The organism is Roseateles sp. GW821-FHT09G09 (genome assembly GCF_059415965.1).
On sequence record NZ_JBWKOG010000001.1, the window covers coordinates 213,587 to 227,072 of the forward strand.

The 13,486-nt window shown below is 69.5% G+C and carries 12 protein-coding genes; 8 read left to right on the plus strand and 4 right to left on the minus strand.

Features of this window, described 5'->3' with window-relative positions; translation table 11 throughout:
- Positions 1 to 28: 28 nt before the first annotated feature.
- Together AC07O8_RS00940 and AC07O8_RS00945 are read right to left on the minus strand one after the other, a co-directional pair.
- On the minus strand, positions 29 to 1,114 hold the full coding sequence (locus AC07O8_RS00940; protein WP_495046261.1) for an AraC family transcriptional regulator: 1,086 nt from the start codon (positions 1,112 to 1,114) through the stop codon (positions 29 to 31).
- Positions 1,111 to 2,061, minus strand: coding sequence for a GGDEF domain-containing protein (locus AC07O8_RS00945; protein ID WP_495046262.1), 951 nt, complete (start codon positions 2,059 to 2,061; stop codon positions 1,111 to 1,113). Before AC07O8_RS00945 ends, AC07O8_RS00940 begins: the two co-directional genes overlap by 4 nt.
- 231 nt (positions 2,062 to 2,292) lie before the next feature.
- On the opposite strand from AC07O8_RS00945, the gene AC07O8_RS00950 reads away from it, so the two are divergent.
- Positions 2,293 to 4,926: a TonB-dependent receptor gene (locus tag AC07O8_RS00950; RefSeq protein ID WP_495046263.1), complete on the plus strand. Its 2,634-nt coding sequence runs from the start codon at positions 2,293 to 2,295 to the stop codon at positions 4,924 to 4,926.
- Positions 4,927 to 4,949: 23 nt separating this feature from the next.
- Positions 4,950 to 6,617, plus strand: a complete 1,668-nt coding sequence (locus AC07O8_RS00955) for a phytase (RefSeq protein WP_495046264.1) — start codon at positions 4,950 to 4,952, stop codon at positions 6,615 to 6,617.
- Between the two features lie 65 nt (positions 6,618 to 6,682).
- On the opposite strand, the gene AC07O8_RS00960 is transcribed toward AC07O8_RS00955, so the two are convergent.
- On the minus strand, positions 6,683 to 7,273 hold the full coding sequence (locus AC07O8_RS00960) for a diguanylate cyclase domain-containing protein (protein WP_495046265.1): 591 nt from the start codon (positions 7,271 to 7,273) through the stop codon (positions 6,683 to 6,685).
- A 307-nt stretch (positions 7,274 to 7,580) separates the two neighbouring features.
- On the opposite strand from AC07O8_RS00960, the gene AC07O8_RS00965 reads away from it, so the two are divergent.
- From AC07O8_RS00965 to AC07O8_RS00975, 3 genes are all read left to right on the plus strand, one after another.
- Positions 7,581 to 8,135, plus strand: coding sequence for an ECF-type sigma factor (locus tag AC07O8_RS00965; RefSeq protein ID WP_495046266.1), 555 nt, complete (start codon positions 7,581 to 7,583; stop codon positions 8,133 to 8,135).
- Positions 8,136 to 8,224: 89 nt separating this feature from the next.
- Positions 8,225 to 10,936, plus strand: coding sequence for a serine/threonine-protein kinase (locus AC07O8_RS00970; RefSeq protein WP_495046267.1), 2,712 nt, complete (start codon positions 8,225 to 8,227; stop codon positions 10,934 to 10,936).
- Positions 10,937 to 10,963: 27 nt separating this feature from the next.
- Entirely contained in the window at positions 10,964 to 11,347 is a 384-nt protein-coding gene (locus AC07O8_RS00975; protein ID WP_495046268.1) for a hypothetical protein, read from the plus strand.
- Positions 11,348 to 11,351: 4 nt separating this feature from the next.
- Here the strand turns inward: AC07O8_RS00975 and AC07O8_RS00980 are convergent, their stop codons facing one another.
- On the minus strand, positions 11,352 to 11,966 hold the full coding sequence (locus AC07O8_RS00980; RefSeq protein ID WP_495046269.1) for a hypothetical protein: 615 nt from the start codon (positions 11,964 to 11,966) through the stop codon (positions 11,352 to 11,354).
- A gap of 63 nt (positions 11,967 to 12,029) precedes the next feature.
- Between AC07O8_RS00980 and AC07O8_RS00985 the strand changes: the two genes are divergently transcribed.
- From AC07O8_RS00985 to AC07O8_RS00995, 3 genes are all read left to right on the plus strand, one after another.
- Positions 12,030 to 12,554, plus strand: coding sequence for a hypothetical protein (locus AC07O8_RS00985; RefSeq protein WP_495046270.1), 525 nt, complete (start codon positions 12,030 to 12,032; stop codon positions 12,552 to 12,554).
- Positions 12,555 to 12,706: 152 nt separating this feature from the next.
- Complete coding sequence (locus AC07O8_RS00990; protein WP_495046271.1) at positions 12,707 to 12,946, plus strand: hypothetical protein; 240 nt, start codon at positions 12,707 to 12,709, stop codon at positions 12,944 to 12,946.
- Positions 12,939 to 13,445: a putative toxin-antitoxin system toxin component, PIN family gene (locus AC07O8_RS00995; protein WP_495046272.1), complete on the plus strand. Its 507-nt coding sequence runs from the start codon at positions 12,939 to 12,941 to the stop codon at positions 13,443 to 13,445. The genes AC07O8_RS00990 and AC07O8_RS00995 overlap by 8 nt, the downstream gene beginning before the upstream one ends.
- Positions 13,446 to 13,486 lie beyond the last annotated feature (41 nt).

Below are 13,486 nucleotides of genomic sequence, written 5' to 3' on the forward strand. Positions count from 1 at the left end.
AGCTCAGCTCAGCTCAGCTCATCTCATCTCAGAGTAGCCCGGGCGTCATCCCGGTCCAGCGCTTGAACGAGCGCCGGAAGTTGCTCTTGTCCGTGAAGCCGAGCGAACGCGCCACGGCGTCGCCGCGCTGGCCACGCAGCAGCATCAGGTAGAGCGCCGCGTGCGCGCGGACCTGATCCAGCTGGGCCTGGTGATGCGTGCCCAACTGGGCGAGCTGGCGCTTCAGCGTCGCCGGGCTCACGCCGAAACGCTGGGCGCTGCGCTCCAGCGACGGATCGCCGCCGACTTCGGCCATCAGGTGGTCGTAGAGCGCCGCGAGCTGGCCGCGGCATGCGGCGTCGGGATCCGCGCCTTGCGCCAAGGCGCCGGCCGCCAGCGCGGGACGGCCGGGGACCGCCGCGGGCCACGGGTCGGTCGCCGCCGACAGCGGCAGGCGCATCGCGTCGACCTGGCAGCCGAAATGCAGATCGGTGCCGAGGTAGGCCGCATGCTGCGAGAGCTCGCGCGGGCGCGTCCGGTTGAAGCTGAAGGTCCACGGCAGCGCTCGCCCGCCGCCCAGCCATTGCGCCATCGCGACGACCGCGCTCATCTGCATGTCCACGAGCAGCGGCTGCAGGCTGGCCGGCGCACCGCAGGACTCGGTCCAGACCAGCAGCAGTTCGTCCGCGGTCTCGACCAGACGCGGCGTCAGCAGCGGCGACAGGCGCGCCGGCCAGTCGCACAGCACGCGCAAGGCCTGCCGCAGGTCGCCGGCCTGCTGCAGCGCCTGGCTCGCGAGCCCGTAATGCCCCGGCAGGCTCAACTGGCCGACGACGAAACCGACGTCGCGCGCCAGCGGCTGCAACGCGGCCAGCATCGACAGCAGCTGCCGGGGAGAGAGCGCCTGCCCCGGCATGACACTGCAGCGACCGAGCCACTCCTGCGGCTCGAACCCCCGGCTGCGGGCGAATTCGGCCAGCAGCGCGCCCTGGTAGGCCCAGGGGATGAACGCGCGATCCGCGCCGTGATGCGGCGTGGCGCTCGCCGGCAGGGTCCGGCGCAGCACCGCCAAGGCGTCATCGGACGCCGCCGGCACGCCGGCGCCGATGCGCGCTTCGGCCTGGTCGACGCTCACCGCAGCCGCTCCAGCAGGCGCAGCAGCTGCGCCTCCGCATCGTCGTGGGGATCCAGCGAGGCGCTGGCCATGCGCGCGCTCAGCCGCGCCCGCGTGCGGCCGTCGGCGCACGGGTGGACATGCGACGACAACGCCGCCAGAAGATCGCCCGGCAGGGTTGGATCGGCGTCCGGCAACAGCGCCACGAAGCGGTCGGCCGCATAGCGGCACAGCAGATCGCCGCCGCGCAGCTGGAGCAGCAGCAGCGGACCGGTCGCCTGCAGCAGACGATCGGCCTCGGCCAGGCCGTGCTGGCGCGCGAGCGCGGCCAGGTCCTGCCAGCCGAGCATCACCAGCATCGTGCCCGTGCCCGTGCTTGTCCCCGCGCTCGTGCCGGTCATCGCTCCCGTCACCGTCCCCGGCCGTGCCAGGCCTTGCTGCCGACGGATCTGATCCAGCAGATAGGCGCCGTCGCCGAGTTGCGTCAGGCCGTCGATCTGGGCGTGCTCGCGATAGCCCCGCTCGCGCCCGGCGCGCAGCGCGTTCAGCGCCAGCTGTTCCTTGCGCCACAGGTGCAGGCCGAAAGTCAGGCCCGTCATGCCGACGACGTGGAAGGTCGACTCCATGCCCATCAGCAGCGTGAACTCGCGCGGGAACTTCCAGAACTCGTCCATCAGATCGGCCCAGCCGCCCAGCAGCATTCCCGACAGGCCCAGGCACAGCCAGGTCGTGACGCGGCCGGCCGGCCGGCTCGCGCGCAGCTGCACGAGCCACAAGGCCAGCATCGCGACGATCGAGGTCTCGCTGAGGATGTCGATCCAGCGCCAGATCGACGTCGGCTTGGCGACGGCCCAGTAGCCGAAGGCCCAGGTGACGCCGGCCATCGCGAGCAGCAGCGCGTGGCCGAAATGACGCGAGCCCGCAACCGGTGCGAGCAGCAACGGCGGGCGAGGGAGAACGACTTTCATGGCGCGTGATGCTAGGCAGCGCGTGTGACAACGGGGGTCACACGGCGGGAACGGCACAGCGGGAACGGGAGCGTCTGATGCGGGCCCGCCACAAGGGGGTCGGAACGGCTCACCGACGGCGGTGCGGCGGAGCCGCCCGCACGTCGCGGTGGCGAGAATCCCGCGCTGTCACGGACCCGCCACCCGCGCTTCCTAAGGTGCGCCCCATCCCTGACTCACCGATCCCCGACCATGCGCACGCCTCCCCGCCCCACCCTGCTCGCCCTCTGCCTGTCCAGCCTGTTCGCCGCCGCACCGGCGCTGGCGCAGCAGGCCGGCGATCCCAAGACCGACGCCAGGCCCGGAACGGCATCGGAACCGAAGTCGGAAGCGAAGTCGGAAGGGAACGCCGAGGCGAAGAGCGATTCCAAGAGCGATTCCAGGAAGGACGCCAAGGACGCGGCATCGGCAGCCCGGCAGCTCGAGACCGTCGTCACCGTCGGCCAGGCCGCGGCGCTGCGCTCCGCGCTCGACAAGCAGGCGGCCGCCACGGGTGTCGTCAACGTCGTGCATGCCGACGGCATCGGCCAGCTGCCCGACAACAACGCCGCCGAGGCGCTGGCCCGCATGCCGGGCGTGTCGGTCGAGCGCGACCAGGGCGAAGGCCGCTTCATCCGCGTCCGTGGTCTGGGCCCGGACTACAACGCCGTCAACATCAACGGCGCGCTGACGCCGGCGTCCGAATCCGACCGCCGCGCGCCCGGCCTGGACCTGGTGCCGGCCGGTCTGATCCGCTCGCTCGAAGTGCAGAAGACACTGACGCCGGACCAGGACGCCAACTCGCTCGGCGGCACGGTGACGGTGCGCACGCTCAGCGCCTTCGACCAGCCGGGGCGCCTCTTCACGATGGAGCTGGGCGGCAACTACGACGCCAACGCGTCCAAGACCAAGCCGCGCGGCTCGGTTGCCTTCGCCGACCGCTTCGCCGGCGGCACGCTGGGCGTGGCGGTGGCGCTGTCGGGCGACCAGCGCCGCTTCGCCAGCGACAACGTCGAGACCGGCGGTGACTGGGACGGCGACAAGCTCAACAGCTTCGAGCTGCGCCGCTACACGATCACCCGCGAGCGCGTCGGCGCCGCGCTCAACCTCGACTTCAAGCCGGATGACGCGTCGCTCTTCTACCTGCGCAGCTTCACCAGCAAGTTCACCGACCAGGAGAACCGCCAGTCGATCGCCGTCGAGTTCGAGGAGCCGCAGACTCCCGGAGAGACCGGCGACGGCACGGTCAGCCGCGGCCTGAAGGCGCGCAAGGAGATCAACAAGTCCAGCGCGGTGGTGCTCGGCACCGAGCTGTCGCGCGGCGACTGGAAGTTCTGGGCCGAAGCCGGCGCCGGCCGCGCCAGCGAGAACAAGCCCGACACGCTGGCCTCGTCCTCGTTCACCGCGGACTTCTCCGGCCTGGGCTACACCGACACCGTCAAGCCGATGCCGACGAGCGTCGCGGGCCTGGACGACCCGTCGCGGTATGCGTTCAACAAGGCCAAGATCGAGCGGAGCAACGCCACCGATCGCGTGCGCCACCTGAAGGCGGACGTGCAGCGCGAGTTCGACCTGGGCGGCTGGGACCTCGACCTCAAGACCGGCCTGAAGGCGACGCGCCGCGACAAGGACAACGAGCAGGAGACCTATGCGCCCAGCGCCAAGGTGCTGAAGAAGGCGCCGTACAGCCTCACCAACGCGCAGCTCGGGCTGGGCAACTTCGTCGACGGCGGATCGGTCGACTACCCGTGGACCTCCTTCGGTCCCGGCATCGACGCCGGCAAGCTGCAAGGCCTGTACGGCGGCTACGACCTGAACGCGTTCCGCGACGAGGTCGATTCGACGGTCAACGACTACGGCATGAAGGAGCGCACCGACGCCGGCTACCTGCAGGCGACGCTGGAGAGCGGCGGCACGCAATGGCTGGTCGGCGTGCGCCACGAGCGCGTGCGCTTCACCGCGGACGGCACCGCGTGGAAGGATGGCGCGCTGAGTCCGGTGCATGAGGAGACGCGCTCGCGGCATTGGCTGCCGGCGGTGCTGCTGCGCCAGAAGCTCAACGACGGGTTGGTGCTGCGCGCGGCGCTGACGCATTCTGTGGTGCGCCCGGCCTTCGGCCAGTTGAGCCCCGGCGTGACCGTCGACGGCGACGAGGCGACCGTCGGCAACCCGCTGCTCAAGCCGCTGCGCGCGCGCAACCTGGACCTCGGCCTGGAGCAGCGCCTGGGCCGCGACGGCGCGATGTCGGCCTACGTGTTCCACAAGAAGATCCGCGACTTCGCGTTCCAGACCGACCTGGCGGGCACACCGGGCTGGGAGGACTTCAGCCATGTCGAGGCCTTCGCCAACGGCGGCGACGCGACGGTGCGCGGCGTGGAGCTCTCCTGGAGCCAGGCGCTCAGCACCCTGCCCGCGCCGTGGAACGGCCTGGTGATCGGGGCGAACGGGAGCTTCGTGAAGTCGCGGGCGACGATCGGCGGCTACGACGGCGGCCAGTTCGTCAGCCGCCGCATCGCGCTGCCGAGCCAGTCGGACCGCAGCGTCAACCTGAGCCTGGGCTGGGAGTCGCCGGCCTTCGGCGCGCGCATCGCGCTGAACCACAAGTCGCCCTACCTGCTCGAGGTCGGCGACGTCCTGGACGCCGCGCAGGATCGCAAGGTCGACACGCAGAACCAGATCGACGCGTCGATGCGGGTGCAGCTCACCAAGCAGCTGCAGCTCCAGTTCGAGGCGCTGAACCTGGGCAACGAGCGCTACTACGTGTACCAGGGCAGCAAGGCCTTCAACACCCAGTACGAGCAGTACGGCCGCGCCTACAAGCTCAGCCTGAAGCTGGCGATGTTCTGAGACGGCGGCCCGGGATGACAACGATGAAGAAGACGATGAGCGCGATCGCGCTGGCGGCCGCGATGTCGGCTGTGATGTCGGTTGTGATGTCGGCCGCGATCGCGGTGGCGGGCGGGGCCGCACAGGCCATCGCTGCGCCCGCGGCGCCCGTGGCGACGCCGGCGACGGTGCTCGAACTCGGCAAGGGCGGCCTGCGCCTGATCGACGACCAGGGCCGGCTGCTGGACGAATTTGGCGTCCGGGCCAAGCGCTGGGACCGCCGCCAACTGGCGGACGGAACGACCGTCGCGCTGCTGCAGGACGCCGACTCCGGCGCGCTGCGCCTGATCGAGGTCCGCGACCGCCGGTTGCGTGAACGCGCGCACTGGACCGGTCCGGCCTTCGATGTCGAGGCCGTCTGCCTCTACCTGGAACCTCGGCAGCAGACGCTGCAGGCGTTCCTGCTGGGCAGCGACGGCCTGGCCGAGCAGTGGTTGCTGACCGCATCGGGCAAGGGCCAGGTGTTGCGCCAGCTCGCGACGGTGCCCGATGCCAAAGGCTGCACGGTGCGCGACGACGAGGCGACGCTGTACGTCCCCGAAGCCGGCGTCGGCCTGTGGGCTTTCGTCGCGGACGCGGAGCGCGCGGGCCGCGAGCTGGTCGCGCCCGGCCTGGCGCCGCAGGACATGGCGCTCTGGCTCGAAGCGCGCGCGGCTCGAGTGCGCCCGGTGATCCCCGTCGCGCTGCCCTCGGCGCAGACCGAGCCGGTGCGCGGCGGCGGCGATGCCGCGGACGACCCGGCGATCTGGGTCCATCCGGCACAGCCGGCCCGCAGCCGCATCCTCGGCACCGACAAGAAGCGCGGTCTCGCGGTCTACGACCTGCAGGGCCGCGAGACGCAGTTCCTGCCGGTCGGGCGGGTCAACAACGTCGACCTGCGGCAGCGCCTGCGCTACGACGGCCGGGCGTGGGACCTCGCGGTCGCGACGCAACGCGACCAGCGCAGCGTGCTCCTCTTCGGCATCGACGGCGCAGGCAAGGTGTCGACGCTGGCCGAGCTGCCGACCGGGCTGGACGAGGTCTACGGCATCTGCAGCGCACGCAATCCGGCGGGCGGGCTGGATGTGTTCGTCAATGACAAGGATGGCCGTCTGCTGCAGTTGCGCGTGACGCGCAAGTCCGGCACGTGGTCGTCGGCGACAGTGGCGTCGATGAAGCTGGCGACCCAGCCGGAAGGCTGCGTGGCGGACGAGCCCGGCCGGCAGCTCTTCGTCGGCGAGGAAAAGCGTGGGCTGTGGCGCGTGGCGCTGGACGCGGACGGCCGGCTCGGCGATGTCGCCATCATCCTGCCGGTGGGCGACGTGCTGCACGCGGACGTCGAAGGCATGGCGGTGCACCGGAGCCCGGCCGGCGCGTGGCTGGTGGTGTCCTCGCAGGGCAACGACAGCTACGTCGTGCTCGACGCGGACGCGCCGCACGCGGTCAAGGGACGCTTCCGCGTCGGACTGAATGCTGCGCGCGGCATCGACGCGGCGTCGGAGACGGACGGGCTGGACGTGACGTCGGCCTCGCTCGGCGGCGAATACGGCGAGGGGTTGCTCGTGGTCCAGGATGGCCACAAGCGCTGGCCGATGGGCCGGCAGAACTTCAAGCTGGTGCCGTGGCGCGAGGTGGTGAAGGCGATCGAGTTGCCGGCCAGGCCGGTGCGCTGAAACGTCCGCTCACCCTGCGCGCCGGCGACGGCTTGATCGCGCGGACACGAGGGCTCACATCGGCCTCAGCGCATCCGCCGGCGCAGATCCTGGCGCGCGCTTTCCGCGAGATCGGTCCCGCGCGCGCCGCCTTCGGGGAACGACGCCATGCCCATCTGCAGTCGCACCTGCATCGTGGTGTCGCCCACCCCGTACGGGCCGTTGAGCGCGGTCGCCAGCCGATGCTGCACCAGGTGCGCCTCGGGGATGCCCGCGTCCAGCAGCAGCACGGCGAAGCTCGTCTCTCCCACCTGCAGGACCATGTCGGTCCCGCGCACCCGGCTGCGCAGGCGACGGCCCACCGCCGTCATCAGCCCGTCCCGGGCCTCGAGCACCGCGGCGCGTTCTGCGGCGCCCTCGCTGTCATTGCTTGCGTCGGCACCCGCCGCGGTCTGCACCGGCGGCACCACCGGCTCGGCTTCCAGCCACAGCACCGACAGGTGACCGCCATAACGGCGGCACTGCGTCAGCTGGCGCGAAATCATGAGGCCGAACTCGGCCAGCGAATCCACCCGCGGCACCCACAGCGCCGGCGTCTGCCGCGGCGGCTTGACGAGTCCGGGCCGGGGCTGCTCCATGGCGTCGGCGGGCGCTACGGCGGCGGTGGACGGGCTCATGCGCAACTGCTCCAGGCGGAAGACGGATCACGCCCGCGCGCCGTGATCGGCTGCCCGCGGGAGCGAATGATTCGGGGTGAGGACACGGCCCGCTGAAGCAGCCCGATCCATGCCGGCCTCCCTTGCCACATTGACCAAGCCGTGTCCTCATCTATCTAAAACGGATCCCCGACAAGGATCCCGACATCCGCTCACAAAAATCTTCTCAGTGGAAACCCTTGAATTGACGCCCAGGGCAAGCTGTTCGCGCCATCCGTCGCACCGACCTCTGTAACAAGGTCATACGAGGCCGCTAGAGTTCCGCTCCATGAAGGACATCACCGAACTGCTGCAAGACGCCGGGCAGGGCGACCGGGCCGCCGCCGACCAGGTGGTGGCGCAGCTGTATGGCGACCTTCAGCGCCTGGCGCGCCAACGCATCCGTCAGGCAGGAGACCTGACCCTGCTGGACACCACCGCGCTGGTGCACGAAGCCTGGCTCCGCCTCGCCGGTTCGCAGGGGCAGACCTTCCCGGACCGCCGCCACTTCCTGGCCTACGCGGCGCGGACCATGCGCCACGTGGTCATCGACCTGGTGCGCGCGCGCCAGGCCGAGCGCCGCGGCGGCGCCCAGCCCGACCTGACGCTGAACACCGCCGTCGTGGAAGGCACGCCCCAATCCGACGACCACATCCTGCGCGTGCACGAGGCGCTGGAGGAGTTGTCGACCATCGATCCGCGGCTGGCCCAGGTGGTCGAGATGCGCTACTTCGGCGGACTGCTTGAGCAGGAAATCGCGGAAGCCCTCGGCGTCACCGAACGGACTGTCCAGCGGGACTGGCAGAAGGCGAGAATCCTGCTTTCGATGAGCCTCAAGGACTGACCCCCGCCGGGTCGGCTCCGCGGCCTTCGTCCTCACCTCGTCCTCACCTCGTCCTCACCTCGTCCTCATCGACACCCGACGCCCGCCCGATGGACGCACTCGATAAACAGCGCTGGATCGCGCTGAGTCCGCTGCTCGACGAACTCCTGGACCTGGAGGGGGAAGCGCGCGCGCGCCGCCTGGCCGAGATCCGGGCCGGGGACGTCGCCATGGCCGAACACCTCGAGGCGCTGCTCGCGCGCGACGAGGCGCTGAACGAGGACCGGTTCCTCGAACAGCCCGCCGCCGAGTCGCTGCAGGGGCCGGTGCCGTCGGCGCTGCCGCCGCTCGATTTCAGCGGCGAATCGCTTGGCCCCTACGAGCTGGAGCGCGAGCTCGGCCAGGGCGGCATGGGCGCGGTGTGGCTCGCGAGCCGGGCCGACGGCCGTTTCGAAGGCCAGGTCGCGGTCAAGTTCCTGAAGTCCGGCCTCTTCGGCAAGGGCGACAGCGGGCGCTTCGAACGAGAGGGCCAGATCCTCGCGCGGCTCTCGCATCCCCACATCGCGCGGCTGCTGGACGCGGGCGTGCACAACGGGCACCAGCCCTACCTGGTGCTGGAGTACGTCGACGGCCTGCCGATCGACCGCTACTGCCAGATCAACGCGCTGGACGTCGAGTCGCGCATCCAGCTCTTCCTCGACGTGCTGGCGGCGGTGGCGCATGCGCATTCGCGGCTGATCCTGCACCGCGACCTCAAGCCCAGCAACATCCTGGTCACGCACGACGGCCAGGTGAAGCTGCTGGACTTCGGCATCGCCAAGCTGCTCGACGACGCCACGCTGTCGGGCGCGGCGACCGAGCTCACGCAGCGCGCCGGCAGCGCCTTCACGCCGCAGTACGCGGCGCCGGAACAGGTCCAGCAGGCCGACGTCACGACCGCGACCGACGTCTACGCGCTGGGCGTGCTGCTCTATCAGATGCTCGGCGGACGCCATCCGACGGCGGACGACACGCAGACCCACCTGGACCGGCTGCGCGCGGTCGTGGAACTCGTGCCCAAGCGGCTGTCGGACGTGGCGCGCGACCAGCTCGACCCCGTCATCGCGCGCCAGGCCAAGCTGCTGCGCGGCGACCTGGACACGATCGTCGGCAAGGCGCTGAAGAAGAAGCCGTCCGAGCGTTACGCCAACGCGGAGTCGATGGCCGTCGACCTGCGGCACTGGCTGGCGCATGAGCCGATCACGGCAAGACCCGACACGCGGTTCTACGTGCTGGGCCGTTTCGTGCGACGGCATCGGTGGAGCGTCGCGGCCAGCAGCGTGGCCGTGCTGGCGATGGTGTCGCTGACCGGCGTCAGCGTGCTGCAGGCCAGGCGCGCGGAGCGGGCGGAGCATCAGGCGCAGGAACGGCGACAACAGGCCGAGGACCTGCTCAGCTACATGCTGGGCGAGTTCGCCGACAAGCTGCGGCCGGTGGGCCGGCTGGAGCTGCTCGACAGCGTGGGCAGCAAGGCGCTGAGCTACCTGGCGCAGGACCAGGACGCCACGCCGATGGAGCGGCTGCAGCGCGCCAAGGCGCTCACCGTGATCGGCGAGGTCCGCGTCTCCAAGCGCAACCTGAAGGAGGCGCTGGAGCCGCTCGTGGCCGCCCGCAAGCTGCTGGAAGGGCAGCCGCCCTCGGACACCCTCACCGCCGAATGGCGCAAGGCGCAAGGCGCCGCCGCCTTCTGGGGGGGGCATGTCCATTACTACTCCCGGGAACTCGACAAGGCGACGCAGGCCTGGCTCGCCTACCGCGACGCCATCCAGGCGTGGGTCGACGCGCAGCCGAAGAACCGCGAGGCGCTGGTCGAGCTCTCCTACGCCTACAACAGCCTGGGGACCGCCCGACTCGACAGCGCCGACCTGCGCGGCGCCACCGACTTCTTCCAGCGCTCGATCGAGCTCAAGCGCGCCCGGGTCACGACCGGCGAGGCCGACAACGCCGCCAAGATGGACCTGGCGGACAGCCTCAGCTGGCTGGGCAGCGTGACGCTGTGGCGCGGCGACGCCCGCTCCGCCGAAGCCATGTTCTCCGAGGGCGCCGCATTGATCGCGGAAGTCCGCAGCAGTGCGCCCAACGACGGCGCGTGGTCCTATCGGGAAGCCGTCATGCGGCGCTGGCGATCCGAGGCGCTGATCAAGATGGGTCGCGCCAAGGAGTCGGTCGCCGAGGCGCGCAGCTCGGTGGAGCTCCTGCGCAAGCTGCATGGACAGGACGCGTCGAACGTGCAGTGGTGGCTGAACCTGCTGCTCAGCGAAGCGACCGCGCTCGACTTCGAATGGCCGCAACTCACTCGGGCCGCGCGCATGGAGCAGACCGCGGCGCTGAAGGTGCAGATGGACGACTTCGCGAAGTCGAGACCCGAAACGAACAAGTCCCGGATCGTGGATCTCTGGGGAAGGTGGTCGGTCATTGCCGCACGCACGCAAGCGGCGGACGGCGACGCGGCGAAAGGCATCCGGACACTCCAGGAGACGGCGGACGCGCAATCGCCGCTCTTGTCTTCACGCGCATCGGACATTCGATTCGTCCTCTTCTATGTCGACACGCGCCGTCGAATGATCGCCATGGCCCGGCGTCACGGGCTCCCCGTGCCGATGGCGGCGTGCCGGGAGATCGATGACATCACAATGAAGATGCCCACGGCAATAGGCGTTCATCTCCAGATCACGCAAGGTTGGGTTGAGGCTCAATCCTGCCTGGGGAGAGGAAGTCGAGACGACGTCCGGCGTGCGGCCGAATGGCTGGCAATGAGTCAATCCAACGATCCTTCTCCCTGACAATCAAACTGCTCAAGGAGAAAAATCATGGCTTACACCATCTATGTCGACGGGAAGATCAGTGCCGACGGCAATTTCGCCGATTGCACCTATTCACTGAACTATGACGGTTCCAATCCGATCCCGGGATCGGAATTGCACATTCCCGTCAATGCCGGCGAATGCGTCTTCAGCCAGGGTGAGAACACGGAACTGTTGTTGATCGGCGCGACGTTCAAGACCATCGGTTCCACGCCCGGCATGAATGCCAGTAACTTCGCGCCGGCCAACGACGAGAACTCGGTCAGCTTCGTCATGCCGGCGAACACGATCACCAAGGGTGTCGTGCTCCTGTTCTCGACGCCCGGCATCGTGGAGAACCTCTATCCCAGCAGCGATCCGCAGGTCATCAACGACCAGCCGACCTGCTGATGCCTCAGGGCCGTGGGGCCCCCGGCGAGAGACTCGGGAGAGCCTCCTCCGCCATGACCCGTCCCAGCAGGGACGGGTTCACCCGATCCATCACGCGCGCGTCGAGCGCGTACTCCTTCTGCTGGGTGTAGGCCACCGCGCCGATCCTGGGCTGACTGCCGGCCGCCTGCGGCCCGAGCATCCCGAACACCGGATAGACGCGCAGGCGCGCGATCAGCAGTCCCTGCGCCGAGTCGGCGAACACCGCCGTCTCCAGCACGCGGGTGCAGCCCCGGCGTTGCACTTCGGCCAGCAGCCCCTGCAGATTGCGCGGCACATCGGTCGCGGACACGGGCAGCACCACGTTGATCACCGGCAGTCCCGCGGCCACCAGCGGCTCGCGCGCCGCGAGGTTGAAGGCGCTGTTGGCCTCGTCCCAGCGGCGGTTGGCGGCGGGCTGGCCGGCGTCGAAGTTGCGTCCCTGGCCGAACAGCAGCACGCACGGCGCGCCGCTTGCCACGGAGGCTGGCGCGGGCGTCGGAGCGGACGTCGGCGTTTGCGCCTGCGACGGCCACGCGGCCACGGCGAAGGCGATGAGGGCGGCGTGCTCAAGCGCCTTCCGGGTGTGCGATCTCGACATGGCGCGGATTGTGCGCTGTCCTGATCGCCGCAAAATGTCCGCTCCGCCTTGCAGGAGACAACGATGCGCAATTGGACGAGCCTGGGCCCCCTGTGCGCCACGACGATGGCCGTGGTGGCGACCGTCGCCCTCGGCGGCTGCGCGACGCCGGTGAAGGACGAACGGATGAGGACCGGCGTGACGACCAGCGCCGACGTGCAGCAGTATTACGGCACGCCGACGCGCGTCTGGCCGGAGGCCGACGGCGGCCGCACGCTGGAGTACGCCACCCAGCCCTTCGGTCAGACCTGCTACATGGTCCGCCTGGATGCGCAGGACCGCCTCGTCGGCACGACGGACGCGCTGTCCGCAGCGAACCGCGCCCGCATCGTGCCGGGCCTGACGACCGATCAGGTCACGCGGATGCTCGGCCAGGAGCGCAAGCGCATCTTCTTCCGGCTCAGTGAGGAGGACGTCTGGGACTGGAATATTCCGCCAGAGATGAGCGGCTACCTGCTGCGCTTCAACGTCCACTTCAAGAACGGCGTGGTGGTGCGCACCTCGCAGAGCGTGGTCTATCCGGATCGGCGCTTCCTGTGGGATGACTGAGCGCGGATGGCGGGTGCCGTCGCGCCCGCCCGACAAGGTCGCAAGTTCAGGTCGGTCTTGCACGAAGACGAGTCATTGAACACGGCGCCTGTCTTGGGGACGATGGTCCATCGACCTGCCCATCGGCAGGTCAACGAGAAAGGACGTCTCCCATGACCGCCATCGAAATCCAACTGCCCCCTCTGCTTGCCCGCGAGGCGGCGCGTGCTGGCTTGCTCGCCCCGGACCGCATTGAGTCCATGTTCCGCAGACAACTCCACATCGAGGACCTCCAGGCATTCTTGAGGGATGAGGAAACCCTCGAAGAACTGGTCATGCAAAAGATTCAGGTGGAAGTCGATGCGGTCCGAGCAGACAGGCGAGCAGCAAAGCGCAGTGCGGCTCGTGCTTGACACGAACGTCGTGGCGTCAGGCCTCATGTGGGAGGGCGCCACGGCCCGGCTGATCGCGCTCATCCGCCATGGCTCCCTTCGTGTCCAGATCGTCTGCAGCGCAGCGTTGTTGGCAGAACTGAGAGACATCGTCGGCCGGCGCAAGTTCTCGAAGCGCTTGTTGTTGAAGTCGACCAGCGCGGACGACTTCGTTGCGGACTACGCCCGCAGGGTGACACTCGTCGCCCCGGCGAACATCCCGCCCACCGTGCATGAGGATCCTGATGACGATGTCGTTCTGGCGACGGCATTCGCCGGACAAGCCCACCTGATCGTCACCGGCGACGCTCACCTGCTGAAGCTGGGCCGGTTCAGGTTCACTCCCATCGTGCGACCCGTCTCGGCGATCGCCATGTTGGGAGGTTCGCCGCTTCGACGCCGGCGACGAGTTCTCCTCCCAAAGGGGGAAGCCCACCCGGTCGCCTGTGACGGAATCAATACAGCGCCGTCGCTGTCTTAGAACCGACGCGCGGAGCGGTTCACGCCCTCTTTACACTTCCG